Origin of the sequence: Sphaerisporangium dianthi, assembly GCF_042654065.1 — a bacterium.
In the GTDB taxonomy this organism is placed as follows: domain Bacteria; phylum Actinomycetota; class Actinomycetes; order Streptosporangiales; family Streptosporangiaceae; genus Sphaerisporangium; species Sphaerisporangium dianthi.
Window position 1 is genome coordinate 617,591 of record NZ_JBHSFP010000002.1, and the last position, 24,658, is coordinate 642,248.

Below are 24,658 nucleotides of genomic sequence, written 5' to 3' on the forward strand. Positions count from 1 at the left end.
CACCGCGTTGAAGACAGCGTGGACCGAACGTGCCGGCGCTCTCGTCCCCGCCCGTCAGGGAGTCATCATGCAACGGCGACTTGTGTACGCCATCGTTGTCGCACTCACCGCGTTGGCCGGACTCGTGGTGACCACGCCCGCGGTCCCCGCCGCGGCCGCGCCGACCTCCGCCCTCGTGGGCGGCACGCTCACCGACACCACCCCGCCGACGGTCCCGACCGGGCTGAGGGTCTTGGTCAGCTGCACCCTGACGGTGACGCTGAACTGGACCGCCTCCACCGACGACGTCGGGGTCACCGGCTACGACGTCTACCGCGCGCCCAACAATGGCTCGTTCACCTCGGTCGGCACGACCACGACCACCTCGTTCACCGAACCCATGAACGGGGCGTCCCGGTACGAGGTCCGGGCGCGTGACGCCGCGGGCAACACCTCGGCCTTCACCGCGCCGGTCCTCGCCGTGCCGCCGCCGTGCCCGACCAGCCCGCCGCCGCCGGACACGCAGCCGCCCACCACGCCGGGGACGCCGGCCGCGAGCGTCACCTGTGGCTCCGTGACGCTGACCTGGACCGCCTCGACGGACAACAGGGGTGTCACGGGGTATGAGATCTGGCGTGCGTCCGGCAGCGACGGTGGCACGTTCGTCTCCGCCGGTACCTCGACGACCACGTCGTTCACGCAGTCCGGTCCGGGCATCTTCCGCTTCCAGGTCCGGGCGCGTGACGCGGCCGGGAACACGTCCTCCTTCACCGCTCCCATCCTCGTCACCGTCCCCGCGTGCCCGAATCTTGACCCGTGCGCGGCCGTGTACAGCTCGATGGTCAGCTGGTCCGGCGGGTTCCAGGGGCAGGTGACCGTGACCAACACCGGAAACACCGCGACCACCGGATGGATGGTGACGCTCACCTTCGCCGCCGGCCATCGGATCACGCAGATCTGGGGCGGCCGCACCGACGACACCGCCAGCCCGTACAGGATCAGGAACGAGAGCTACAACGGAGTGCTGAGCCCCGGTGCCTCCACCACGTTCGGCTTCCTGGCGACCTCGAACGGCACCGGCTACTCGGCCACGGTCACCTGCACCCGAACATCGTCGAGCTAGCCCGCTCTTCGAGTTCCGGCCGGGGCGGCCTGCGGCATGCCGCAGGCCGGTAACGCCCCGGCCGGACGGCTGCCCCGCGACATCCAGTGATCATATTCGAACCTGTGTACGAGTCTGTGGATACTGTGGATAACTCCGCGGCGCCCGCCGTCGGGGTCTAGCCGTTGTGCAGGGTCAAGGTCGCCTTGCCGGCGATGACGTCGAGTTCGGCTCGGCCGCCGATCGGGAAGGTGGCGAGGGGAGCGGTGTGGCCGACGTCGACGTTGGCGAGCACCGGCACGCCCCTCAGGGACGGCTGAGTGTCGATGATCTGCTCCAGCAGCGGCCGCGTCATGCGGCTGTCCTTCTGGAAGCGCCCGATCGCCAGTCCTCGCACGCCCGCGGCGCCGGGAAGCTGGAGGAGCGAGGTCAGGTCGCGCGCGAAGGTCGCCGGGTGCGATTCGAAGTCGTCCTCGAGGATCAACAGCGCGCCGTCGAGCGATGGCATGTACGGGGTGCCCTGCAGCAGGTTCAGGGTGCAGAGGTTGCCGCCCACGATGCGTCCCTCGGCGGTGCCAGGCCGGAGCGTCCACCACCCCTCGTTGGGGATCGGCTCGCGCCCGTCCTGGTCCTGGAACCAGAGGTCGTCGCTCCAGTGTCGCGAGGGGGTGAGGCTGATGGGGCCGGCGCCGAACGTCGCCGCGGTGAACCAGCGCATGATCGGTTCGAAGTGGTCGCGCATCCCGAACGTCGCCCAGTGGGGGCCCGAGTAGGTCACCAGGCCGGTACGGGCCAGGATGGCGTTCTGCAGGGCCGTGATGTCGGAGAAGCCGCAGAGGATCTTCGGATTGTCGCGGATCAGCGCCCAGTCGAGGAAAGGCAGCAGTTCGTTGCAGTTGTACCCGCCGATGACCGTCAGGATCGCGGACACCGAGGGGTCGGCGAAGGCGTCGTGGAGGTCGGCGACCCGTGAGGCGACGCTGGAGGAGTCGAACGGGTCGCGCTCGTCGACGTGGCGGCCGTAGGTCAGCGTCAGGCCGAGTTCGGCGAAGCGGGCCTCGATGAGGGCGGTGTGGTCGTGCTCCGTCACCATGGCGCGGGACGCTGCGGGCGCCACCACCCGTACGACGTCGCCTTCGCTCAGCCGGGGAGGGAAGATCGGGTCCATTTCCGGAGGGTAGCGCGGCGGGTCCCCGGCTCGAATCTCATTTTCCGTGGTCACGGGTTCCCGGCGACATGTGCCGGGCGAGCCAGGTCACCGGTTCCATGACGTTGACGGGGTAGAGACTGCCCCGGATCCGCGGCGCGCGGCCGGCCTGGTCCCCCCAGGGTTCCGACGTGTCGGGGACGAGGTTCTGGAAGTCGTCCCGGTCGAACGTCCCCGTCCTGGGGTCGACATAGAAGCCGATCGAGGACGAGACGAAGAACTTGATGCGCTCTGGCCTGAAGAACTGCTTCAGCGCGGGCAGCATCAACTTCGCGTCACCGCTGGCCGACACCTGGCACAACTGCGCGAACAGCTCCTCGGCGTCCTCGGGGGCAACCTGGGGAAAACCGGGCGACTCGTCGGAGTCCGCGGTGAGCAGCCCCAGTCGGTCGGCCATGGTCACGACCTTGAACTCGTCGAACTTGGTGACGCAGATGGCGACGTGGTGGGGGAGCATGCCGTCCTGGAGGCCCGCCGAGGCGAGCATCCGCTCGGCCAGCTCGGTCAGCGCTCCATGCAGGTAGGCGAAGGTGTCGCCGGTTCTGTACTCCCGGAGCGGGTCGTAGAAGATGATGATCCCCTGGCTGCCGGCCAGGGCGTCCACCGCCTCGTTCCGCCCCGAGGGGTGTCCGCGGTGGTAGAAGCCTCCCGGGGCGTCGGCCATTTCCAGCTGGATCGTCACCGGAACCGCGCGCCGCCGGCGCCACAGGCGCAAGCCCTTGCCGGGCGGGGTCTCATGGCCGACCAGCGACCACCGGTAGTAGGCGAGGCTCTGGGTCGCTTCGGGGAACCTGCGGCCTTCGAGCAGGTCGGCCGTGTGTGCGATCAGGAGGTCGCTCGACGGGCCGTCGTCTCCCACGAGCCGCCACGGGCCGGCGTGCCGGATGAAGGCGACGTTGAGCGCGGCCATGAACGTGGTCTTCCCGCTTCCGGGCGGTCCCCACAAGACGATCCGCGCGGGTGCGGCCGGCTTCGGGCTAGGTGACACGACTTGCCTCGCTCAGGGTGGGCGGGTGACTCGGGGGCACGCCGTCGATCATCGGGAAGGGGATGCGCCGCGCCGAGGAGAGGGGAAGGCCGACATCGGCCACCAGACGCCGGACGTCGACGGTGTCCAGGGACGCGGCCGGGCGCCCGCCGTTGAGGCGGGTCCAGACGGCGTCGGCCTGGTCCGGCGGGCGGTCGCAGATCGCGGCCAGCGCGATGCCCGGGTGCGGGTCGAGCCGGCTCAGCAGCGCCTCCCAGTCGTACCGTCGCGGGCAGGGCAGGATCTCCGAGCGGTGCACGCGCGGCGGGTGCGGTGGCCGATCGCCCACCGTCAGCAGCACGCTGCGGCCCTCGGCGTCGAGGGAGAGGCGGCTGACCACCGTGTCCAGCATGTCCTCCACCTGGGCGGCATAGGGATAGCCGCCCGGACGCCGTTCGAGCCGCAGGTCGCCGAGCGCCCTCAGGGCCTCTTCCAGAGTCGTGCGCCAGGCGGCGACCACGACCGGCTGGTCGGCGGCGTCCCGATCGTAGGAGTGCTCCCCGTAGACGACCAGGGAGACCTCCAGCATGCCCAGCAGCGCCTCGGCGGCGACCGTGATCACCTGGCGGACGCGCAGCAGCCGTTCTCGGACGGTGCCGAGCGGGCCACTGATCTCGACCGCGCAGATGACGTGCACCGACTCCCACGACCCGTCGAGCTTGTCCGGCACCGCGGCGACCAGTTCCTCCCAGCCGCGGTCCTCCTTCACCGGGCCGCCGAGCCCGCGGAGCCCGGCGAACCGGACGCGGCCCGGGCGCAGCAGCTCGGCGGTGAAGGTACGGCGTCCCGGCACGAGCGTGGCGGAGTGCACCGACACCAGCGTCGGCGCGTCACCCCGCCATGCCACGATCGCGAACGCGGTGCCCCGCTCGTCGGCGGGGGGACAGTGGACGGTCACCTCCGCCGACTCGCCGCCGCGGGCGCCGGCGGGGAACAGCGGCAGCGTGTCCAGCAGCAGCCGGCCGCTGTCCGGATCGGCTCTCAACGCCACCAGTTCGTAGGGCAGGCGCAGGGGATCGGCGGCGATGGTGCGGCGCAGGAGTTCCACGACGTCGGCGCCCGGTTCGGTGAAGCAGGCCGCTTCGGGGTGCGCGGCGCTCAGCCAGTCCATCGCCTGGCTCGCCTGCGGGCTCTCCGGCGAGGTGCACACGAGCACCACGTCGGCCGTGACGGGCACGCCGGCCGCGCGCAGAACGGCCGCACGGGCGTCCTCCGGGAGGTGTTCGCGGGCGGCGGCCCGGTGGTCGGCCCGTCCGTCCGGCGGCCCGGGCCACGGCATCATCGGCCGGCTCCGGCCGTGGGGGGTGCCGGCCGCGTCGCGGTGCAGGTCGAAGGCGATCAGCCCTTCGCCGCCGAGTTCGACGACGGTCAGGCGCTCGGACTCTTCGAGGCGGGCCACGACCTCGCCGAGGGTCGTCGGGCCGGGCGGCGCGGCCCGCGACGACGGCTGCTCCCCGTCCAAGGCGCGTTCGACCATGGCGCGGGTGATCGGCGCGCGGTCCGGCGCCGCGCGTTCGTAGGCGAGCCAGGCGAGCTGGAGCAGCCGCCGGGCGTTCCCCTCGCTCTGGGCGAGCAGGGCGCGGACGCCGCTGAGCCGGAACGGGCGGATCTCGTCTTCGGCGCCGGAGACCTCGCGCAGGTAGACCTGGAGCAGCCGCACCGCCTGATCGAGGTTCATCGCGGAGGAGGCGACGACGTTGTGCCCGAACCGCTGTTTGAGGTCGCGGCGCATCCTGTCCCAGGCCTGCTCGTTGCCGATCAGGACGAGCATCCCGTTCTCCTGGGGGACGCGTTCGGCCAGCGAGTGCAGCAGGCCCTCGTTCCGCCGCCCGGTCTCCTCCACCTCGCCGAGCATCAGGCGCTCACACTGGTCGATGACCACGACGACCGGCCGCCCGCTCCGCGAGCACATGGCCACCATGAGCTGGATGCCGTAACGGCACAGCTCATGGTCGGTGATCGATCCGGAGACGCCGAGGCGGCTCGCGTCCACCGGGTCGATCTCACGGCCGACGAGCCAGTCGTAGGCGGCCGCCTCCAGGAGGGGGTCGAGCAGGGAGGTGAGGGCGCGCTGGAAGTCCTCCTGGTCGCCGGTGATCTCGCTCAGCTCGCGCGCCTGGGACTGCAGCACGGCGCCCGGTTCCACCATCATGTCGCGGATCATGGCGTAGAGGTGGTCGGGCTCCTCGCGCAGCGCCTCGGTCGCGGACGCCTCGGTCTCGGCGCCGTACGCGCGGCCGGCCTCGACGCCCGCGATGGCGCCGAGGAAGCGGAGGCTGAGGTCGCGGAGCACGGGAGGGTCGATCTGGCTCATCAACCGCCGGTAACAGGACAGGAAGTCGTCGTCCTGCGCCTTGACGTAGAGCCGGTAAGGCGCCGGGCCCGGCGACCGCGGCCGTGCGGAGAGGCGGCTGAGCATGTGCCGGACCGCGTGGGTCTTGCCGGTCCCGTGATCGCCGTGGAGGAACGCGACCTGCCCCTGCCCTCTCAGGCCGGTCGCGAAGCCGCTCATGTAGCGCTGGGCGATCGACCACAGCAGCTCGACGGCGGGCAGCTCGGCCGTGGGGGCGTCCAGCTCCCAGGTGCTCAGCGCCGAGTCCAGGACGCGTTCCTCCATGCTCGTCGTGCCGCGCGGGGGGAACGGGTTGCGCGCGGGAAAGACGAGGCTGCGCTCCTCGCTCATCGGGGCCAGCCGTCCATCGCGGACACGGTCTCGACCAGCCACTGCCGGGACATGGCGAGCTCCTGGTTGTCCGGCCAGGGCGTCTCGCCGGACGCCAGGCTCAGCTTGTAGTCCAGCAGCTTGGCGAGCCTGGTCAGGGCGGCCTTGATCGGCACGGGCGCGTTGCGGAAGATCTCGGCGATGCCGTCGAGGTCGAAGGGGCACGGGGATTCGGGCTTGGACGCCTGCTCCCAGCGGTGGTGGGCGAGCAGCTGGATCTGCGACTCGACGAGCGGCAGCAGCCGGACCAGGTGGATCTCCTCGGAGAACATGTCCGCTCGCAGCAGGTCGGCCGAAGGCGTCTGGGCGTGCTCGTAGTCACGATGGGTGAAGACGACCAGCGACGAGGTGTGCCGGAAGATCGTCTGCGCTCTGTTGATCAGGCTCGCCGTGTGCAGGCCCTCGAACAGCGCGCCGAACGCGTACGGGGATTTCTGCCTGCTCAGTTCGGAGCCGAGCATCCGCGCGGCCGCCTGGAACTTCTGCGGATAGATGGACTCGGGGATGTTCCCGATGCGGTCGAACGCGCCGACCAGCGGGTCGCTGAGCGACAGCTCGGCCATCTCGAACTCGTTCTGCAACTGGGCCATCATCTGCTGGAACCACTCGAAGTCGCGGTGGTGGGTGACCTCGACCCGGCTGACCAGGAAGCGGTCGCCGACATCGCGCAGTTCCCGGTACAGGTCGAGCACGCAGTTGGCCATGGAGGTGCGGCCGGTGAAGTCGCGGCCGCTGATGACGACGAACGCCGGCCGCTCGGCCGCGATCGCCTCCCGCAGATAGGTGTAGATGGGCTCGACCTGGCAGTAGCCGCCGAGTGACAGGCGCAGGTCGCGGTCCTGCGCCCGGACGATCGGGTCGAGGACGCGGGGGGCGTAGGGATTGCGCCCGGGGAGTCCGTAGAGCTCGTAGCGCTGGGAGTGACCGTTCAATGTCACGCTCAGCCGCCCAGCATCGTGAGATAGAGCCGTAGGTCTCCCGCCACCTCGGCGAAGCCGGCGCCCTCGAACAGGTTCCGCAGGTGATCTTGCGAGTCGTGGAAGCGTCTCACGGCGGCCTGCATGGACTGCGCGTCCTGCGCGCCGAAGCGGTTGACGAACCCCTCGGTCCGCTCGATGTTCAGGCTCCCTTCGTAGGCCGCTTCCAGCGCCACCAGCAGATCGGGCCGCTTGGTCGCGGCGGCGTGCAGGGCGGGGCTCTGCACGCGCAGGACGACCAGCCGGACGAGCACGTCGAAACGCAGGTCTTCGAGCCGGTCGTGGCGCCGCGAAATGGCGTGCGTGACCGCGCAGATGTTCAGCACGCGCTTTATGCGCCGCGGATTGGGCGTGACGACGCGCCGCAGGAGTTCGGTCTGCGCGGCGATCGGCGCAGGCAGGTCGAGAGCGTCGAGAAAACGGCCGACCGCGACCGCGTCGAGGGGCAGCAGATACACCGGAAGCTGGATGATCTTGTCGAGGTATTCGTCGCCGATCTCGACGACCTGCTCGGCGGAGAATCCGAACTCGCGATATCTGGCCGCGACGCCGCGGTCGACGATCTCTTTGGCGATCGCGACGACGATGAAGACGTTGCGCAGATCGAGGAAGAGCTTGAGGGATTCCAGCACGTCGACGATCTCGGCGGGTTCGCACCGGTCGAGGTCGTCGACGAAGATGACCAGGCGTGCGCCCTTGGCGGCGATCGCGTCGGCCTGCCGCTGGAGCGTCGAGCGGAGTTTGCGGATCTCGCTCTCCACCTGCCCGCGCCGCTCGGCGTAGCGCTCGGAGAGCTGCTCGACGCGGTCGATGGTGACCGCGCCTTCGGTGGCCTTGCGCAGCAGCACGTCCATGCTCAGCGTGGTGATCAGCGACCCGATGCGCTTGACGGCGGCCGCGAACCGCCCCCGCCCGTCCTCGGCCAGGGTGTCCTGGACGGTGTGCAGCAGCGGCAGGAGCATCGTGGGCTCCTTGCGGTGGATCCAAGGATTGAAATGGACCCGGACGAAGGCCTCTCCGTGGTCCGCCGCCAGCCTCTGGTCGATCATTTTGATGAGGCTGGACTTGCCGCTGCCCCAGGCGCCGAAAACGCCGATGGTGAAGGGGGTCTCGGTCGCGTCGTTCGTCAGCACCTCGACGAGGGGATCCACGTACCTGTCGAATTCGAGCCGGTCGAGTGAGCCGCCCACCGGCGAGTCGGAGAGCACCGGCGAGGAGGGCGCCGGCAGGGAGGAGGGCGCCGGCGGTTCGATCATCGGCGCCCGCCCGTCATCGGGAACCGTCCGCGCATGCGGTGTAACGCCTTGCCCACCCGCTCGCCGCCTCCTTCCGCATGGACGCCACCGCCGTTCGGCCCGGAGAACGTCCCGCGTTCCGGGGGGACGTCGCCGCCCGCGCCTCGCGCCCGGCGGACAAGGAGGGCCGCCGTTCGCGTGTACCGCGATGATTATCCACCCCTGACCCGAGCGGCGTAATATCAATCGACTCGTCATATACGCAGATAGGCCGGGTCACCCCCTGTTCGGGCGGGCGGGCATCGGGAAAACCGGCATGGAATGCTCGGACGGCGCGCCGGAAAGGGGCGGGATGAAGCAGGCTTTGATCGCCCTGTCCGGGGCCCGGCCCGATATCCTCGAACGCTGCCCGACCGAGCGCGGAAAGTTCCTCAGGCTCGGGGGAGCGGTCCTCGTCTCCGGCATGATCGCCGGTCTCTGCGCGTTTATCACGGCCGTCGGCCTCTTTGGCGCGAATATAGTGCCCGCTGTCCTGATCGCCGTCCCGTGCGGCCTGTTGGTGCTCGGCCTCGATCGCCGGTTGGTCTCGGTCATGAAGACGGAGGGGAAAAGTCGCTGGTGGTACGCCTTCCTCCGGCTGGCGTTCGCGGTTCCGCTCAGCGCGCTCGTCGCCCTGGCGCTGACGCTGCAGGTGTTCGGGGCCGAGATCGGCGCGCGGGCCGCCGAGATCGAGCGCGACCTCACCGCCGTCCGCGTCTCGAAGGCGCGCACCGACCAGGAGGCCCTCTACCTTCGCGCGAGCGTCGCCGAGCTCGAGGTGGTCGTCGCCTCGCGGGGCGCCGCGCCGCTCGACCGTGACAACGACGCCACGTTCCGGAGACTGGCGGCGGAACGCGACCGGCAGCGATCGCTCGTCCTGAAGTACTACGTCGAGTGGCAGTGCCGGCTGCACGGCGGCCCTGGCTGCAGGAAGGCCGGGCAGGGTCCCCTGGCCCGGCAGAGCAAGGCGGCGTACGACACGGCCCGTGACCGGGCCGGCGAGCTTGAGCGGCGACTGGAGGAACGTGCCTGGACGCTGGCCAGGTCCGGCGAAGCCGCGCAGAGGGCCCGCCTCGCGTCCGCGACCGAGCAGCTGGCGGCCGACGAGCCGCGACTGCATGTGGTCCTGCGCCGCCAGGCCGATCAGCAGACGGCGTTGGAGGCCGGCGCGGGCGGCGGAACGCTGTTGCGGCTGCGCGTCCTGATGGACCTGCCGGCCACCGGCCTCTCCCCGAACGTCATCCTCGTGCTGCTGTTCATACTCGTCATGTCGATCGAGTCCCTGCCGGTCGCCGCGCGGCTGACGCGGCGGCCGGGCGACTACGAGAAGGTCCTCGCGCAGGCGAGCCGGAACGAGCGATCGGATGTCACCCGCGTCCCCTTGCTGAGCGCGGAGGCGGGTGCAGGGACTTCGCCGCTGTACAGCATCTGGTCCCGTAGCGCCGAGCAGACGCCGCGCCCCGTCTCGAGCGGGCGAGCCCCGGCTCAAGGCACGCCCCGGCCCCCGCGGGAAACTCGTCGGGCCGCCGGACCGTACGACCCCGTCGGCGAAGCGGACGTCGTGGACGTCGTGGACGGCTCCCTGCGGGACATGGCCCTGAGGAAGATGGCAAGCCCGCGGTTCGCCCATGCGGCCGCACAGCCCGGCGGCAGCGGTGAGCTCCACCCGGGATACGACCTGTTCCCCGACGACGACTGACAGCGCCGGCGCGGGGGCGGAGGAAGATTTTCCCGGGCGGTGGTGTTCGCTCGTTCGGACCATCGCGAAACGTGACAGGAGAGACGATGACCGACCGGGCGGATGAGATCATCAAGGCACTGCGATCCGGGCTCGACGATCTGACGGCGCTGGTGCGCGGCTTCACCGCCGACGACCTCGCCCGCCGGTCCGGAGCGAGCGAGTGGGACGTCTCGCAGGTGCTCAGCCACCTCGGCAGCGGCGCCGAGATCTTCCTCGCCGCCATCGACGGCGCCGTGGAGGGCACCGGGACGCCCGAGATGGACGTCATCAAGGGCATCTGGGCCCGCTGGGACGCGATGTCGCGGTCCGAGCGCGCCGAGCACTTCGTCACCGCGAACGAGGCGCTGGTGCGCCGTTTCGAGGAGCTCGACCGGTCGGCCAAGGACGACCTGCGCATCGAGCTCTGGTTCCCCGCTCCGCCGGTGGACGTGGCCGGCCTGGCCGGCATGCGGCTCAGCGAGTTCGCCTACCACACCTGGGACATCGAGGTCGTCTCCGACCCGGCGGCGACGCTGACCCCGCAGGCCGTCGCGCTGCTGCTCGACCAGGCGGGCGGGCTCATCGGCTTCACCGGCAGGGCCGGCGGGCTGGACGGCCAGGCGACCCTCGCCGTGCGGGTCACCTCCCCTGAGCGGTCCTTCGGGCTCGACGTCCGTGACTCGGTGTCCCTCACCGACGCCCCCGGCACGCCGGACGGGGTTCTGACCGCGCCCGCCGAGTGGTGGCTGCGCCTGATCGCCGGCCGTCACGCCCCTGAGCACACGCCCGCCGAGGTGAGCCTGGAGTCCGGCACGGTCACGCTGGACGACCTGCGCCGCGTCTTCCCAGGCTTCTGATCGCTCAGGCCGCCTGCACCATCGCCACCGCGTCCGCGGTGGTCGGGTGGGTCTCGAAATGGTGGTCGAGGTTGGTGATCGTGAGCAACCTTGAGATCATCATGCCGGGCGTCACCGCCAGCGCGAGCCTGCCGCCCATCTCGCGCACCCGGTTGTAGGTGCTGACCAGCAGTCCCAGTCCGAGTGAGTCGCAGAAGCTGGTGCCTGTGAGGTCGAGCACCAGACAGGGGGGTTGCGACTCCTCGATGGCGTGGTCGAGTTCCGCGCGCAAGCGCGGGACCGCGTTCATGTCGAGCTCCCCCTGGATCTCCACGATCACACAACGACCGTCCTGTCGCTCGCAGATGTGCAATGCCGTTTCTCGCGCCGGGTAGGCCATCTCCCTCACCTCCGTTCACGGCTGGCTACCCCGACAAATAGGTAATAAGCGCCCGTTGGCAAATAGGCGGGAAGGTCGGCTGACGTCAACGCGGTGATTGCGCCGCGTGGCGAGGGTCAGCGGTTACATAATGAATCGCAATGAAGACGGAAAGTAGTCGGCATGTCGACGTCAGCATCGTGGTGCCCGTCCACAACTGCCGCCCCTACCTCGATCGATGCCTCACCTCGCTGCTCACGCAGCGGGTGAGCAAAGAGATCGTCATCGTGGACGACGGCTCCACCGACGGCAGCCGCGACCTCCTGGCCGACTATGCCGACAAGTTCCCCGAGATACGGGTGTGGCACCAGCCGGCGTCCGGCGGCGCCGCGGGGCCGCGCAACCGCGCCATCGCGCACTCCACGGGCCGCTACGTCTTCTTCTGTGACGCTGACGACCATCTCGGCCCCGAGGCGCTCCAGCGCATGCTCGCCATGGCCGAGCGCAACGGCTCCGACATCGTGCTCGGCAAGATGGTCGGCCACGGCCGCAAGGTGCCCACGTCCATGTTCCGTGAGAACCGCGACCGCGCGCCGCTCGGCGAGACCACCGTCTACAACACCCTCACCTGCTTCAAGCTCTTCCGCCGCGAGCTGCTCACCCGCCATCAGATCCGCTTCGACGAGTCGCTGCGCGTCGGCGAGGACATCGTCTTCTCCGTGCACGCCTACTGCCACGCGCGGACGATCTCCGTGGTCGCCGACCACGACTGCTACCACGTGGTAGCCCGGCCGGACGGCAGCAGCGTCATGCAGGAGCCGGGCAGCCGCGACCCGCTCGCCTGGCTGCGCATGATCCGCACGCCGATCGAGCTGATGACGCGCCACATCCCCGAGGGGCCGCTGCGCGACCACCTCATGCGGCGGCACTTCCGCTTCGACATCCTCGGCCAGCTCGGCGCGCCGTTCCTCGCCGCGGCCGCCGCCGAGCGCGGCGCCATCGCCCGCGAGGTGGCCGACATGTGCGCGGTGTGGCTGACCGACGGGGTGCTCGACCGGCTGCGCCCGATCGACCGGCTCCGGGCCGCCTCGCTCGGGGACGCGGGCAGGCTCGTCCGGCTCGCCCGGGTCGAGACCGCCCCCCTGCGCCGCCGCCTGACCCGGCTCGAATGGACCGGCGACCACCTGGAGATCTCCGGCCGGGCCTCGCTCTCCGACTCCTGGAACGGGGTGGCGGTCGGCCTGCTCCTGCGGGAACGTTCCACCGGCGCCGAGCGGCGGGTGCCGGTGACCTCGGTGGCCGACGTCTTCGCCGGCGGCGTCGAGGTCTCGCGCCTGCCGCCCGGGGTGTGGGACGTGTACGTCGTGCTGGCCTGCGAGGGAGTGCGCCGCGTGGCGAGGTTCGGCGCCGACCGCGACGCCGGGGTGGCCTGTCCCGCGGCGAGGCTGGCCGGCGCGGTCGCGGTGCCGTACTTCACCCGCCCGGGCAACCTCAGCATCGACATCGGCGGCCACGTGGCCGCGGTCCCTGGGGCGGCGCGGCTGACGCGCGCCGCGTGGGGCGGCAAGGGGACGCTCACCATCGAGGGGGCGGTGACCGTCGGGGACGGCCGCCCGGCCGCCCGGTGCGCGCGCCATGTGGTCTGGCGCGAGCGCTCCTCCGGCAGCGAGCGGCGGGTTCCCGCGGCGGCGGTCGGCGGCGCGGGGTTCACCGCCACGGCGACGCTCGACGCGCCGGGCGTCTGGGAGGCCGAACTGGAGGTCGACCTCGGCGGGCCGCCGCTGCGCTACCCGGTCCAGGTCGGCGGGGCCGACCCGGCGGAGCAGGCGAGCGTCGCCGGCCAGTCGGGCCTTGCCGGACAGCCGGACCTCGCCGGACAGCCGGGTCTTGCGGGGCAAGCAGGCCTTGCCGGGCAGGCGGGGGGCGCCGGGCAGGCGGGGCTCGCGCTCGCCGATCTCGGGCCGGGCATGGTCTGGTGGCGCGGGCACCGGCGCTGGACGGCCACGGCGCGGGCGTCCAAGATCAGGCGCAGGCTCGTGGTCACCGTCCTCGTCCGGGGGCCGCGGGCGGTCGTCCGCCGCACCATCCGCATCGGCCGCTGACCAAGGCGAGCCTGTCCTCCGCCGCACCGGCCGCCGACCTGGGCCGAGCCTGCACCCGGTTAGGGGCTGGACCTGGGGTGGCCACGGTTATATACCCCTGGGGCCACGCCTGGGGTGGCGCGCGGCCCCTACCAGTGCATGGGCGCCGCCCCAGCGTTCTTATCGTTATTGCCAGTCTCTTGCACCTACAAGCCCATGGCCTAGAGTTGGCACGACTCGAATTCCCTCGGAGGCTCTGGTGCACGTACCAGATGGTTTCTTCAACGCGGCGGTTTCCATCGGCGCAGGTGCCTTCGCCGCCGCCGGCGTGGCGGTATGCCTGCGCGGCGCTCGCCGCGAGCTGGACGACCGGACGGCCCCTATGGCGGGCCTCGTGGCGGCGTTCATCTTCGCCGTCCAGATGCTCAACTTCCCCGTGGCGGCGGGCACGAGCGGCCACCTGCTCGGCGGCACGCTGGCCGCGGTGCTGGTAGGGCCGTATACAGCCGTGTTGTGCGTGGCCGTGGTGCTCCTCGTCCAGGGCTTCTTCTTCGCCGACGGCGGCCTCACCGCGCTCGGCGTCAACATCACGTTGATGGCCATCGTCACCTCCGTCGTCGGCTGGATGGTGTTCCGCCTGATCGTGCGCGCCGCGCCCCGCAACCGCGCGCTCGTCCCCGTCGCGGCCTTCGTCGGCGCGGCCGTCTCGGTGCCGGTCGCGGCGATGGGCTTCACCGTGCTGTTCTGGCTCGGCGGCACGGCGCCGATCGACGTGTCGTCGGTGGCGATCGCCATGGGCGGCGTGCACGTCCTCATCGGCCTCGGCGAGGGCCTGATCACCGCCCTCACCGTGAGCAGCGTCCTCGCCGTGCGGCCCGACCTGGTGTACGGCGCCCGCGGCCTGGCCTCCAAGCTGGTGCTGCGCACGGCCGACGGCGGCAGCACCGAGGTGGCCGGCGAGCCCGCTCCGGCGCCGTCCCGCAGCCTGCGGCCGCTGCTGATCGGCGGCGCGCTGGTCTCGGTCCTGCTGGCCGGCGTGGTCTCCTTCTACGCCTCCAGCAGCCCCGACGGGCTCGAGAAGGTCGCCGGGGACAAGGGCCTCAACGCCAACGAGCGTGATCACACGCTCGTCGACGGGCCGCTGTCCGACTACGGCGTCAAGGGGGTCGAGGACGAGCGGCTGTCGGTGGGCGTCGCCGGTGTCGTCGGTGTCGGCATCACGCTGGTGGCCGGCGGGGTGATCTTCTACGCCGTGCGCCGCCGTCAGAGCGCGCGCGACGGCGAGCACGACGGTGACAAGGTGGCCGCGTAAATGGGCGCCGGGCACACCCACCAGCTCTACCGGCCGGGCGACACGGTGATCCACCGCCTGCCGCCCCAGTGCAAGCTCGTGGCCGTGGCGGCGTTCGCCGTGGTCGTGGTCGCCACGCCCCGGGAGGCGTTCTGGGCCTTCGGGGTCTACGTCCTGCTCCTGGCGGCGGTGGCGGCGACGGCGAGGGTGCCTGCCCGGTTCCTGCTGCGGCGCATGGTGATCGAGGTGCCGTTCGTGATCTTCGCGGTGGCGTTGCCGATCATCGGGCTGGGCGAGCGGGTCGAGGTGCTCGGCCTGTCGCTCAGCGCCGAGGGGCTGTGGGCGGCCTGGAACATCCTGGCCAAGGCCACCCTCGGCGTCGTGGCGAGCATCCTGCTGGCCGCCACCACCGAGCCGCGCACGATGCTGCTGGGCGCCCAGCGGCTGCGGCTGCCCCAGACGCTCGTCCAGATCGCGATGTTCATGCTGCGCTACATGGACGTGATCCTGGACGAGATGCGCCGCATGCGCGTCGCCCGCGAGTCGCGCGGCTTCGTGGCCCGTGACGTGCGGCACCTGCCGGTGCTCGCCAAGTCGGCGGGCGCGTTGTTCATCCGTTCCTACGAGCGTGGCGAGCGGGTGCATCTGGCGATGCTGAGCAGGGGATACACAGGTTCCATGCCCGTCATCGACGATCTGCGCGCCTCGGCCCGCACCTGGGCGACGGCCGCGCTGCTTCCCATGGCCGCGCTGGCGACCGCCGTACTCTCCTGGAGCCTCTCGTGAGCATGCCGTCTCCTTCCCTGCAGGTCAGCCGGCTGGCCTATGCCTACCCCGACGGCACCCAGGCCCTGTACGGCGTCGACCTGACCATCCAGCGAGGCGAGCGGGTCGCGCTGCTCGGCCCCAACGGCGCGGGCAAGACCACCCTGGTCATGCACCTCAACGGCATCCTCTCGGCCGGGCACGGCGAGGTCGAGGTGGCCGGCCTGCCCGTGCGCAAGGACACCCTGGGCGAGATCCGCCGCCGGGTCGGCCTGGTCTTCCAGGACCCCGACGACCAGCTCTTCATGCCCACGGTCCGCGAGGACGTCGCGTTCGGCCCGGCCAACCTGGGCCTGCGCGGGTTCGAGCTGGAGCTTCGGGTGAACGAGGCGCTGGCCCAGGTCGGGCTGCCGGACGTCGCCGACCGGCCGCCGCACCACCTGTCGTTCGGGCAGCGCCGCAGAGTCGCGGTCGCCACGGTCCTGGCCATGCGGCCGGAGATCCTGGTGCTGGACGAGCCGTCGTCCAACCTCGACCCGGCCTCGCGGCGCGAGCTGGCCGAGATCCTGCGGTCCCTGGACGTCACCGTGCTGATGGTCACCCACGACCTGCCCTACGCCCTCGAGCTGTGCGAGCGCTCGCTGATCCTCTCCGGCGGCGTCATCGCGGCCGACGGGCCGACCCGTGACATCCTGGCCGATCCCGACCTGCTGGCCGCCCATCGCCTGGAGCTGCCGTTCGGGTTCGCGGTGGCCCCCCAGTCGTACTGAGCCCGTCGCCGCGCCACCCCGGCTAAAGTGGCTCCGCAAGGAGGTTCCACATGAAGCTGCGGCTCGCGCGGCGAGCATTCGGAGACGCCGTCGTCGTGGCGGTCGAGGGAGAGCTCGACCTGTTCACGGCACCCTTCCTCCGTGATGAGGTGCGCGATGCCATCAAACAGGACAGCAGCCGCCTGGTGCTCGACCTCGGCTCGCTGTCCTTCATGGACTCCAGCGGCCTGTCGGTGCTCATCGAGGCGTGGCGCCTGGCGACGGGCGAGGGCGGCGGGGTCTCGCTGGCGGCCCCGCAGGCGCCGGTGGCGCGCATCCTCCGCACGACCGGCCTCGACCGGCGCATCAAGGTCTATCCCGACGTCGACACCGCGATCTCGGCCGAGATTTGAGCCACCCCCAGTAGAACTTCATTCGGTTGCCACGTTAGGGTCCGGGATATGGACCTGAACGGAGCAGCAGCAATCATCTCAGGCGGCGCCAGCGGCCTCGGCGAGGCCACCGCGCGCGAGCTCGCGGCGGCGGGCGCGACCGTCGTCATCGCCGACCTGAACGCCGAGCGCGGCAAGGCGATCGCCGACGAACTCGGCGGAGTCTTCGTCCAGACCGACGTCTCCGACGAGGCGTCGGTCCAGGCGGCCGTGGACGCGGCCGTGGCCACCGGCAAGCCCTTGCGCGCGGTGGTCAACAGCGCGGGCATCGGCTGGGCGTCCCGCACCGTGGGCAGGGACGGCTCGCCGCACGACCTGGCCAGCTACCGCAAGGTGATCGACATCAACCTGATCGGCACCTTCAACCTCATGCGCATCGGCGCCGCGGCGATGGCCAAGACCGACCCCGCCGACGCCGACGGCGCGCGCGGCGTCGTCATCAACACCGCGTCGGTCGCCGGCATCGAGGGCCAGACCGGCCAGGTGGCCTACTCGGCGTCCAAGGGCGGCATCATCGGCATGACCCTGCCCGCCGCGCGCGACCTCGCCGCGATCGGCGTGCGGGTGCTGACGATCTGCCCCGGCATCATCGACACGCCCATCTACGGGTCGGGCCCGGAGGCCGAGGCGTTCAAGGCCAAGCTGTCGGCGCCGGTGCCCTTCCCCAAGCGCATGGGCCAGGCCTCGGAGTTCGCCCACCTGGTGCGCGCCCTGGTCGAGAACGACTACATGAACGGCGAGGTCATCCGCTTCGACGGCGGCATCCGCTTCCAGCCCAAGTGAGCCCGATCGAGTCCGCGAACCGGAGGTAAGGGTGTCTGACGAGGTACTCGTCGAGGTCGACGGCGGCATCGCCGTCATCACGATCAACAGGCCGCAGGCCAGGAACGCGATCAACGGCGCCGTCGCACGCGGCGTCGTGGCCGCACTGGACGAGCTGGAGGAGCGCAAGGACGTCTCGGTGTACGTCCTGACCGGCGCGGGCGGCAACTTCTCCGCCGGCATGGACCTCAAGGGGTTCCTCACCGGCGACTTCCCCGCGGTCGAGGGGCGCGGGTTCGGCGGCATCACCGAGGCGCCGCCGAAGAAGCCGATCATCGCCGCCGTGGAGGGCTACGCGCTCGCCGGAGGCTTCGAGCTGGTGCTGTCCTGCGACATCGTCGTCGCCTCGCAGGAGGCGAAGTTCGGCCTGCCGGAGCCCAAGCGCGGCCTGGTGGCCGGCGCGGGAGGCGTGATGCGCCTGCCGCGCCGCATCCCGTACCACATCGCCATGGAGATCGCGCTCACCGGCGACTTCTACCCGGCCGCGCGGCTGGCCGAGCTGGGCCTGGTGAACCAGGTGACGCCGGCGGGCGGAGCGCTCGCCGCGGCCAAGGAGTTCGCCGCCAAGATCGCCGCCAACGCCCCGCTGTCGCTGCTGGCGACCAAGCGCCTCCTGGTCGAGTCGGCCGACTGGTCCCTCGACGAGATGTTCTCCCGGCAGGCGGCGATCATGAACCCGGTGTTCGGGTCCAAGGACGCCATGGAGGGGGCCGCCGCCTTCGCCGAGAAGCGCGCGCCCAACTGGTCGGGGGAGTGAGCGAGCCCGCTCGATGATCCATGCCGGCGCCGGCCGATCTTCACGGCGCCGGCGCCCGGAAGGACGCGTGTTCCCGCACGGGAACATGCGTCCTTTTCGTGTCCACGTTAAATCGCGGGTTAAACACCATGCGCGTACGGTAAAGGGAGGACAAAAAGCGTTCCATGGCCGCTTTGCAAGGAGACCGATGAGCGACTACGCGACCAGAGTGAGAACGCCGGGCGGCACCTCGGGCGAGATGGTGCGGCGGCGCGTCGTCGACCTGGTCACAGGGGCGCTCGGCGCCGCCATAGTCGTCACCCTCCTGGTGGGGGTCGAGTGGGCCGTCGAGATCGCCGACTACGTCATGCCCGAGAACTTCGACCAGTACGGCATCCGCCCCCACGACGTCGACGGCCTGAGCGGCATCCTGTTCGCGCCGTTCCTGCACGCCGGGTTCGGGCACCTCATGGCGAACACCGTGCCGCTGGCCATCCTCGGCTTCCTCGCCGCGCTGCGCGGCATCGGGCGGTTCCTGCTGGCCAGCCTGCTCATCATCGTCGTGAGCGGGCTCGGGGTGTGGGTGGTCAGTCCTCCGGGGGTGACGCTGGGCGCGAGCGGGCTGGTCTTCGGCTACTTCGGATACGTGGTGACGCGGGGCCTGTTCGACCGGCACCTGCTCGACATCGCGCTCGGCATCGGCGTCGCCGTCCTGTACTACTCGCTCATCTGGGGCGTGCTGCCGGGCCAGCCCGGCATCTCCTGGCAGGCCCACCTGTTCGGGCTCGTCGGCGGGGTGATCGCGGCCTGGACGCTGCGCCGCCGCAAGAGGCGCGCGGCGGTGCTCGCGTGAACGCGCCGGGCCATCGGGGGTCGAACGAGCCGTCGGACGACGGGACCGCACGGCACGGGAAAGGCGGCGGTAAATGATCTCAAGTGACATGGCGGGGGCGTGTGGCGCGAAATACCGGCGTGAATAGCCTTGGGTCGTTGGAGCGCGCCATCATGGAGGTGCTCTGGGATTCCACGCATTCCCTGCTCGTGCGCGAGGTGCAGGAGGCGCTCAACGCGGACGCCGGCAAGCCGCTCGCGTACACCACCGTGCAGACCGTGGCCGAGCGGCTCGTCCGCAAGGGCCTGCTGAGCCGCACCCTCGACCGCAAGGCGTTCCGCTACTCGGCGCGGCGCTCTCGCGACGAGCACGTCACGGCGGTCATGCTGGCCGCCCTCGCCGAGACCGACGATCGCGCGCCGGTGCTGTCGTGCTTCGCGCAGAGCGTCGAACTGGACGACGCCCTGCGCCTGCTGGAGGAGCTGGCCCGCCGCACCGGAGAGCGTCCCCGCGTCGCGGGGCCCGGCTGGGTGCCCCCGCCCTCGTCCTGACCCTCGACGACCCCTCCTCGCCGCCCCCGGCGGCGCCTTCCCGCGCCGCCCCCGGCGGCGCCTTCCCGCGCCGCCCCCGGCGGCGCCTTCCCGCGCCGCCCCCGGCGGCGCCTTCCCGCGCCGCCCCCGGCGGCGCCTTCCCGCGCCGCCCCTCGGCGGCTTTCAGACGCCCGCCTGGAGCCGACGGGGACGGGCCCGGCCGCCGGTGTCGCCCGGCGGCCTCCCGTGCCGCTAGAGCCGCTCGACGACGTAGTCGACGCAGGCGGTGAGCGCCTCGACGTCGGCCGGGTCGATGGCCGGGAACATCGCGACGCGCAGCTGGTTGCGGCCGAGCTTGCGGTAGGGCTCGGTGTCGACGATGCCGTTGGCCCGCAGCACCTTGGCGACCTCGGCGGCGTCCACCTCGGCGGCGAAGTCGATGGTGCCGACGACGTGGGAGCGCTGGGCGGGGTCGGCGACGAACGGCGTGGTGTAGGAGGTCTTCTCGGCCCAGGTGTAGAGCCTGCCGGCCGAGTCGGCGGTGCGCGCGGTGGTCCAGGCCAGGCCGCCGTTGCGGTTCATCCAGGCGATCTGGTCGGCGAGCAGGAACAGCGTGGCCACGGCCGGGGTGTTGTAGGTCTGGTCCTTGACCGAGTTGTCGATCGCGGTCGGCAGGCTGAAGAACTCGGGCACGAACCGGCCGCTCGCGGCGATCTCGTCCACCCGGGCCAGAGCGCGGGGGGAGAACAGGCCGATCCACAGCCCGCCGTCTGAGGCGAAGCTCTTCTGCGGCGCGAAGTAGTAGACGTCGAACTCGGAGGCGTCCACCGGCAGGCCGCCCGCTCCGGAGGTGGCGTCGACCAGCACCAGCGACTCGTCGTCGGTCACGCGCTTGATCGGCATGGCGACGCCGGTGGAGGTCTCGTTGTGGGTGAGCGCGTAGACGTCCACGCCGGCCTCGGGCCTGGCCTGCGGGTGGCTGCCCACCTCGGACTTGATCACGGTCGGCTCGGCCAGCCAGGGCGCCTTGGCCGCGACGGCCCCGAACTTCGACGAGAACTCGCCGAAGTGGAGGTGCTGGGACTTCTCCCTGATGAGCCCGAAGGCCGCGATGTCCCAGAACGCCGTCGTGCCTCCGTTGCCGAGCACCACCTCATATCCCTCGGGGAGCGAGAACAGGTCGGTGAGGCCCTCGCGCACCCGGCGGACGAGGTTCTTGACCGGCTTCTGGCGGTGGGAGGTGCCCATCACGCCCGCGCCGGCGGAGGCCAGGGCGGCGAGCTGCTCAGGGCGTACCTTGGAAGGCCCGCAGCCGAAACGACCGTCAGCGGGCTTCAGTTCAGCGGGAATCTCGATGTCAGCCACCTAACCAAGGGTAGTGAGCCGCGCAGGCGTTCACGCCGCGGGTCCGGATCCTGAGACGTGGCCCGCGTGTCGCTGAGACGGCCCCCGCGCGCCGGGACGCCGGCCGGGCGCCGCGCCGGTGCGCGAAGCCCGCGATCGGGGAGCCTCCCGGACGCCGCGCGGCACGCGAAAGGCCCGCAACCGGGGGCTGCGGGCCCTGCATGGGCGTTCGGCCGGGTGGCCGGTCTCGCCGGGCGGGACCGGTCGCCGTGCGGACGGCGGAGGCGGCCGGAAAGTCAGCTCGCCCGGACGACCTCGTCGGCTCCGGGGACGTCGCTGATCGAGCGCTGCGGGGGACCGACGTACTTGGCGCTTGGGCGGACCAGCCTGCCCGTGCGCTTCTGCTCCAGGATGTGCGCCGCCCATCCGGCGGTGCGGGCGCAGGTGAACATCGAGGTGAACATGTGCGGGGGAACCTCGGCGAAATCCAGCATGATCGCGGCCCAGAACTCCACGTTCGTGGCGAGCACGCGGTCGGGCTTGCGGGCGTGCAGCTCGGCCAGGGCGGCCTTCTCCAGCGCCACGGCGACCTCGTAGCGAGGGGCGTTGAGCTCCTGCGCCGTGCGGCGCAGCACGCGGGCGCGGGGGTCCTCGGCCCGGTACACGCGGTGGCCGAAGCCCATCAGGCGCTCGCCGCCGTCGAGTGCCTTCTTGACGTAGGTCTCGGCGCTGCCGATGCGCTCGACCTCTTCGATCATGTGCAGCACGCGGGCGGGGGCCCCGCCGTGCAGCGGGCCGGACATGGCGCCCACCGCGCCCGACAGGGCGGCGGCGACGTCGGCGCCGGTGGAGGCGATGACGCGGGCGGTGAAGGTCGAGGCGTTCATGCCGTGCTCGGCGGCGGAGGTCCAGTAGGCGTCGATGGCCTTGACATGGTTCGGGTCGGGCTCACCGCGCCAGCGGATCATGAACCGCTCGACGATCGACTCGGCCTGGTCCACGCGCGCCTGCGGGACCATCGGCAGGCCCAGGCCGCGGGCCGACTGGGCGACGAACGACAGCGCGGTGACCGAGGCGCGGGCGAGGTCTTCGCGGGCCTGGTCTTCGTCGATGTCGAGGAGCTGGCGGAAGCCGTAGGCGGGGGCCAGCATGGCGAGGGCGCTCTGGACGTCGACGCGGATGTCACCGGAGTGGACGGGGATGGGGTACGGCTCGGCCGGAGGAAGGCCGGGCTTGAACTTGTTGTCGACCAGCAGGCCCCACACGTGGCCGTAGGAGACGCGACCGACCAGCTCTTCGATGTCGACGCCCCGGTAACGCAGGGCGCCCCCTTCTTTGTCCGGTTCCGCGATCTCGGTCTCGAACGCTACTACGCCCTCGAGCCCGGGTTTGAAGTCGGACATTCTCGGCCGCCTCCCTTTCTTGAAGTCAAAGCCTTGATGTCGAGATACCGGCGGGTCATATTCAACCCCCTCGGCTTGGGTGCTCTGCCGCAGGGTCCCGCCGAAACGCGATCCGCCCTGGTGGGGGGTGCCGCTTCGGCTGTGGCGCCGGACGCGGAAGAATACCGGTCTGTGGATGCCGCATCGAGCCCGCCGCCGCCGTTCGCGGCGCTGCGCCGCACATACGAGGGCCTGCCCCTCACTGAGGCCGACCTCGCCGCCGACCCGGTGACGCAGTTCGCGTCATGGTTCGCCGATGCCGTGGACGCGGGCTTCCCCGAGCCGAACGCCATGGTGCTCGCCACCTCCTCCGCCGGGGGCCGCCCGACCGCGAGAACCGTCCTTCTCAAGGGGTACGGCCATGAAGGCTTCGTCTTCTACACCAACTATGAGTCGCGCAAGGGCCGCGACCTGACGGAGAACCCCCGCGCCTGCCTGGTGTTCCCCTGGCACCCCATACGCCGTCAGGTGCGCGTGGAGGGCACCGTGGCGCGCCTGCCGCGAGAAGATTCCGCCGCTTACTTCCATTCTCGCCCGTACGGCTCCCGAATCGGGGCCTGGGCCTCCCGGCAGTCCGCGGTCGTGCGTTCCCGCGAGGAACTGGACGACCGTTACCGCGAGCTTGCCGAGCGCTGGCCCGAGGAGCCGCCCATGCCCGACTTCTGGGGAGGGTTCCGGGTGATCCCCGCGGAGGTCGAGTTCTGGCAGGGGCAGACCGACCGCATGCACGACCGGCTGCGCTACCGCCGCGCGGGGGACGCGTGGCTGGTGGAGCGCCTGGCCCCCTGACCCGCCGCGAACAGACCCCGAACAGGTCGATAACGGACCGCGAGCAGGCCACGGGCAGAGCATGAGCAGGCCGCGAGCAGGCCGCGGCCGGGTCCGTTGAGGGCTCCCCCCGGCTCGTCGCCCCTCGCCACCTGGGTAAAGTGTCCGGAGATTCTCCGAATGTCCGGGTCGGCGGGGTGGGGTGGCGATCATTCTTCAGTCGGTGCTGAAGCGTGTCGCCGTCGACGCCCGCCCGCTGCGTGTCCCCGCCTACCGGCGGCTGCTGGTCGGTCAGGGCGTCTCGTTCATCGGCTTCCAGCTCACCTCCGTCGCGGTCAGCGCCCAGGTGTACGCCATCACCGGGTCCTCGCTGTGGGTCGGCCTGCTCGGGCCCGCCAACCTCATCCCGCTGGTGGTCTTCGGCCTGTGGGGCGGCGCCGTCGCCGACGCGGTCGACCGGCGCAAGCTGCTGCTCATGGGTTCGGTGGTCGCCTGGCTGGCGACCGTGGCCCTGCTGCTGCACGCCTGGGCGCGGCTGGACAACGTCTACCTGATCCTCGCCGTGGTCGCCGTCCAGTCGACCGGGTTCGCGGTCACCTCGCCGACGCGGGGCGCGATCATCCCGAGGCTGCTGCCCGTCGAACGCGTAGCGGCGGCCAACACGCTGAACTTCCTGGTCAGCAGCGTCGGCACCGTGCTCGGCCCTCTGCTGGCCGGCGTCGTGCTCGCCAAGTCCGGCTACGCCGCGGCCTATCTGATCGACGCGCTGCTGTTCGGCGTCGGGTTCTACGCGGCCGCCCGGCTGCCCCGCCTGGCGCCCACCGGCGAGGTGTCCCGGCCGGGCCTGCGGTCGGTCCTGGACGGGCTCAGGTACATCGCCACCCGGCCGGTCGTGATGATGTCCTTCGCCGTGGACATCATCGCCATGGCCTTCGCGCTGCCCCGGGCGCTCTACCCGGAGCTCACGGCCGAGCGCTTCGGCGGGTCGCCCGTCGCCTTCGGCTGGCTGTCGGCCAGCCTGGCCATCGGCGCCGTCGTCGCCGGGCTGTCCTCCGGCTGGGTCGGCCGGGTGCGGCGCCAGGGGCTCGCGCTGACCTTCGTGATCGCGCTGTGGGGCCTGACCGTCGCCGCGGCGGCGTTCGCCCAGCCGCTGTGGCTGATCGTCGCGCTGCTGGCCGTCGGCGGCGCCATCGACCTGGTCTCGGCGGTCTGGCGGCAGACCATCCTGCAGACCTACGCCCCCGACGAGATGCGCGGGCGCATGCAGGGCGTGTTCATGGTCGTGGTCGCCGGCGGGCCCCGGCTCGGGGACCTGCGGGCCGGCGCGACGGCCGGCGTCTTCGGGCTGGTGCCCGCGTGGGCGGGAGGCGGGCTGCTCTGCGCCGCGGCCGTCCTGGTCGCCGGGCTCGCCGTGCCGGCCTTCCGCGACTACGACGCGGTGCGCGACGGCGCCGGGCAGCGCTGAAAGGTGGCCCGGACCTGTCCTTCGCGATCAGGTTCCGTGAGTTCAGGCGACGCCGGTGGCGAAGGATGCGATCCTAGGGGAGGAGTCACGTGCTTCCGCTGCCGCGGTCGTCGTTCCCCGTCTCGCACCGTTGTGTCGGTGGGTCTGCGTAAGCTCTG

22 protein-coding genes are annotated in these 24,658 nt (G+C 71.4%); 14 read left to right on the top strand and 8 right to left on the bottom strand.

Going from position 1 to position 24,658, the window contains the following annotated elements; translation table 11 throughout:
* Positions 1-67: 67 nt before the first annotated feature.
* Complete coding sequence (locus ACFO60_RS05835; protein ID WP_380837916.1) at positions 68-1,102, top strand: cellulose binding domain-containing protein; 1,035 nt, start codon at positions 68-70, stop codon at positions 1,100-1,102.
* 157 nt (positions 1,103-1,259) lie between these two features.
* Here ACFO60_RS05835 and ACFO60_RS05840 read toward each other — a convergent pair whose 3' ends face one another.
* The 5 genes from ACFO60_RS05840 to ACFO60_RS05860 form a co-directional block, all read right to left on the bottom strand.
* On the bottom strand, positions 1,260-2,249 hold the full coding sequence (locus tag ACFO60_RS05840; protein WP_380837919.1) for a S66 peptidase family protein: 990 nt from the start codon (positions 2,247-2,249) through the stop codon (positions 1,260-1,262).
* A gap of 37 nt (positions 2,250-2,286) precedes the next feature.
* Positions 2,287-3,198 (bottom strand): hypothetical protein, encoded by a 912-nt coding sequence (locus ACFO60_RS05845; protein ID WP_380837922.1) that lies wholly within the window; start codon positions 3,196-3,198, stop codon positions 2,287-2,289.
* A 67-nt stretch (positions 3,199-3,265) separates the two neighbouring features.
* Entirely contained in the window at positions 3,266-5,998 is a 2,733-nt protein-coding gene (locus ACFO60_RS05850) for a hypothetical protein (RefSeq protein ID WP_380837925.1), read from the bottom strand.
* The gene (locus ACFO60_RS05855) at positions 5,995-6,975 is read right to left on the bottom strand and encodes a hypothetical protein (RefSeq protein ID WP_380837928.1); all 981 of its coding nucleotides are present in this window, start codon (positions 6,973-6,975) and stop codon (positions 5,995-5,997) included. Before ACFO60_RS05855 ends, ACFO60_RS05850 begins: the two co-directional genes overlap by 4 nt.
* Positions 6,976-6,977: 2 nt before the next feature.
* On the bottom strand, positions 6,978-8,270 hold the full coding sequence (locus ACFO60_RS05860; RefSeq protein ID WP_380837930.1) for a KAP family P-loop NTPase fold protein: 1,293 nt from the start codon (positions 8,268-8,270) through the stop codon (positions 6,978-6,980).
* A gap of 331 nt (positions 8,271-8,601) precedes the next feature.
* Between ACFO60_RS05860 and ACFO60_RS05865 the strand changes: the two genes are divergently transcribed.
* Both ACFO60_RS05865 and ACFO60_RS05870 read left to right on the top strand, forming a co-directional pair.
* Positions 8,602-9,987: a DUF4407 domain-containing protein gene (locus ACFO60_RS05865; protein ID WP_380837933.1), complete on the top strand. Its 1,386-nt coding sequence runs from the start codon at positions 8,602-8,604 to the stop codon at positions 9,985-9,987.
* Between the two features lie 86 nt (positions 9,988-10,073).
* The gene (locus ACFO60_RS05870; RefSeq protein ID WP_380837935.1) at positions 10,074-10,865 is read left to right on the top strand and encodes a maleylpyruvate isomerase family mycothiol-dependent enzyme; all 792 of its coding nucleotides are present in this window, start codon (positions 10,074-10,076) and stop codon (positions 10,863-10,865) included.
* A gap of 4 nt (positions 10,866-10,869) precedes the next feature.
* On the opposite strand, the gene ACFO60_RS05875 is transcribed toward ACFO60_RS05870, so the two are convergent.
* The gene (locus tag ACFO60_RS05875; RefSeq protein WP_380837937.1) at positions 10,870-11,244 is read right to left on the bottom strand and encodes an STAS domain-containing protein; all 375 of its coding nucleotides are present in this window, start codon (positions 11,242-11,244) and stop codon (positions 10,870-10,872) included.
* A gap of 140 nt (positions 11,245-11,384) precedes the next feature.
* Between ACFO60_RS05875 and ACFO60_RS05880 the strand changes: the two genes are divergently transcribed.
* From ACFO60_RS05880 to ACFO60_RS05920, 9 genes are all read left to right on the top strand, one after another.
* The gene (locus ACFO60_RS05880; RefSeq protein WP_380837940.1) at positions 11,385-13,325 is read left to right on the top strand and encodes a glycosyltransferase family 2 protein; all 1,941 of its coding nucleotides are present in this window, start codon (positions 11,385-11,387) and stop codon (positions 13,323-13,325) included.
* Positions 13,326-13,563: 238 nt separating this feature from the next.
* A complete protein-coding gene (locus ACFO60_RS05885; protein ID WP_380837943.1) occupies positions 13,564-14,616 on the top strand; it encodes an energy-coupling factor ABC transporter permease in 1,053 nt (350 codons plus the stop codon).
* Positions 14,617-15,381: a cobalt ECF transporter T component CbiQ gene (gene cbiQ / locus ACFO60_RS05890; protein ID WP_380837946.1), complete on the top strand. Its 765-nt coding sequence runs from the start codon at positions 14,617-14,619 to the stop codon at positions 15,379-15,381. It begins immediately after the preceding gene.
* Positions 15,382-15,383: 2 nt separating this feature from the next.
* Positions 15,384-16,130 carry an energy-coupling factor ABC transporter ATP-binding protein gene (locus ACFO60_RS05895; RefSeq protein WP_380838099.1) on the top strand — a complete coding sequence of 249 codons (747 nt, stop codon included), beginning with the start codon at positions 15,384-15,386 and terminating at the stop codon, positions 16,128-16,130.
* Between the two features lie 50 nt (positions 16,131-16,180).
* Complete coding sequence (locus tag ACFO60_RS05900; RefSeq protein WP_380837950.1) at positions 16,181-16,522, top strand: anti-sigma factor antagonist; 342 nt, start codon at positions 16,181-16,183, stop codon at positions 16,520-16,522.
* A 48-nt stretch (positions 16,523-16,570) separates the two neighbouring features.
* Positions 16,571-17,344, top strand: a complete 774-nt coding sequence (locus ACFO60_RS05905) for an SDR family NAD(P)-dependent oxidoreductase (protein ID WP_380837953.1) — start codon at positions 16,571-16,573, stop codon at positions 17,342-17,344.
* Between the two features lie 31 nt (positions 17,345-17,375).
* Positions 17,376-18,140, top strand: a complete 765-nt coding sequence (locus ACFO60_RS05910) for a crotonase/enoyl-CoA hydratase family protein (RefSeq protein WP_380837956.1) — start codon at positions 17,376-17,378, stop codon at positions 18,138-18,140.
* Between the two features lie 187 nt (positions 18,141-18,327).
* The gene (locus tag ACFO60_RS05915; RefSeq protein ID WP_380837959.1) at positions 18,328-18,972 is read left to right on the top strand and encodes a rhomboid family intramembrane serine protease; all 645 of its coding nucleotides are present in this window, start codon (positions 18,328-18,330) and stop codon (positions 18,970-18,972) included.
* A 137-nt stretch (positions 18,973-19,109) separates the two neighbouring features.
* A complete protein-coding gene (locus tag ACFO60_RS05920) occupies positions 19,110-19,502 on the top strand; it encodes a BlaI/MecI/CopY family transcriptional regulator (RefSeq protein WP_380837962.1) in 393 nt (130 codons plus the stop codon).
* A 231-nt stretch (positions 19,503-19,733) separates the two neighbouring features.
* On the opposite strand, the gene serC is transcribed toward ACFO60_RS05920, so the two are convergent.
* A complete protein-coding gene (gene serC / locus ACFO60_RS05925; protein WP_380837965.1) occupies positions 19,734-20,846 on the bottom strand; it encodes a phosphoserine transaminase in 1,113 nt (370 codons plus the stop codon).
* A gap of 275 nt (positions 20,847-21,121) precedes the next feature.
* Positions 21,122-22,228: a citrate synthase 2 gene (locus ACFO60_RS05930; RefSeq protein ID WP_380837968.1), complete on the bottom strand. Its 1,107-nt coding sequence runs from the start codon at positions 22,226-22,228 to the stop codon at positions 21,122-21,124.
* A gap of 171 nt (positions 22,229-22,399) precedes the next feature.
* Between ACFO60_RS05930 and pdxH the strand changes: the two genes are divergently transcribed.
* On the top strand, positions 22,400-23,056 hold the full coding sequence (gene pdxH, locus ACFO60_RS05935) for a pyridoxamine 5'-phosphate oxidase (protein ID WP_380837970.1): 657 nt from the start codon (positions 22,400-22,402) through the stop codon (positions 23,054-23,056).
* 202 nt (positions 23,057-23,258) lie between these two features.
* Entirely contained in the window at positions 23,259-24,500 is a 1,242-nt protein-coding gene (locus ACFO60_RS05940; protein WP_380837973.1) for an MFS transporter, read from the top strand.
* The last annotated feature ends 158 nt before the right edge of the window (positions 24,501-24,658 follow it).

Coding starts and splice junctions, on each gene's coding strand:
- ACFO60_RS05835 (WP_380837916.1), top strand. CDS start 68: ATGCAACGGCGACTTGTGTACGCCATCGTTGTCGCACTCACCGCGTTG.
- ACFO60_RS05840 (WP_380837919.1), bottom strand. CDS start 2,249: ATGGACCCGATCTTCCCTCCCCGGCTGAGCGAAGGCGACGTCGTACGG.
- ACFO60_RS05845 (WP_380837922.1), bottom strand. CDS start 3,198: ATGGCCGCGCTCAACGTCGCCTTCATCCGGCACGCCGGCCCGTGGCGG.
- ACFO60_RS05850 (WP_380837925.1), bottom strand. CDS start 5,998: ATGAGCGAGGAGCGCAGCCTCGTCTTTCCCGCGCGCAACCCGTTCCCC.
- ACFO60_RS05860 (WP_380837930.1), bottom strand. CDS start 8,270: ATGATCGAACCGCCGGCGCCCTCCTCCCTGCCGGCGCCCTCCTCGCCG.
- ACFO60_RS05865 (WP_380837933.1), top strand. CDS start 8,602: ATGAAGCAGGCTTTGATCGCCCTGTCCGGGGCCCGGCCCGATATCCTC.
- ACFO60_RS05870 (WP_380837935.1), top strand. CDS start 10,074: ATGACCGACCGGGCGGATGAGATCATCAAGGCACTGCGATCCGGGCTC.
- ACFO60_RS05875 (WP_380837937.1), bottom strand. CDS start 11,244: ATGGCCTACCCGGCGCGAGAAACGGCATTGCACATCTGCGAGCGACAG.
- ACFO60_RS05880 (WP_380837940.1), top strand. CDS start 11,385: ATGAAGACGGAAAGTAGTCGGCATGTCGACGTCAGCATCGTGGTGCCC.
- cbiQ (WP_380837946.1), top strand. CDS start 14,617: ATGGGCGCCGGGCACACCCACCAGCTCTACCGGCCGGGCGACACGGTG.
- ACFO60_RS05895 (WP_380838099.1), top strand. CDS start 15,384: ATGCCGTCTCCTTCCCTGCAGGTCAGCCGGCTGGCCTATGCCTACCCC.
- ACFO60_RS05900 (WP_380837950.1), top strand. CDS start 16,181: ATGAAGCTGCGGCTCGCGCGGCGAGCATTCGGAGACGCCGTCGTCGTG.
- ACFO60_RS05905 (WP_380837953.1), top strand. CDS start 16,571: ATGGACCTGAACGGAGCAGCAGCAATCATCTCAGGCGGCGCCAGCGGC.
- ACFO60_RS05915 (WP_380837959.1), top strand. CDS start 18,328: ATGAGCGACTACGCGACCAGAGTGAGAACGCCGGGCGGCACCTCGGGC.
- ACFO60_RS05930 (WP_380837968.1), bottom strand. CDS start 22,228: ATGTCCGACTTCAAACCCGGGCTCGAGGGCGTAGTAGCGTTCGAGACC.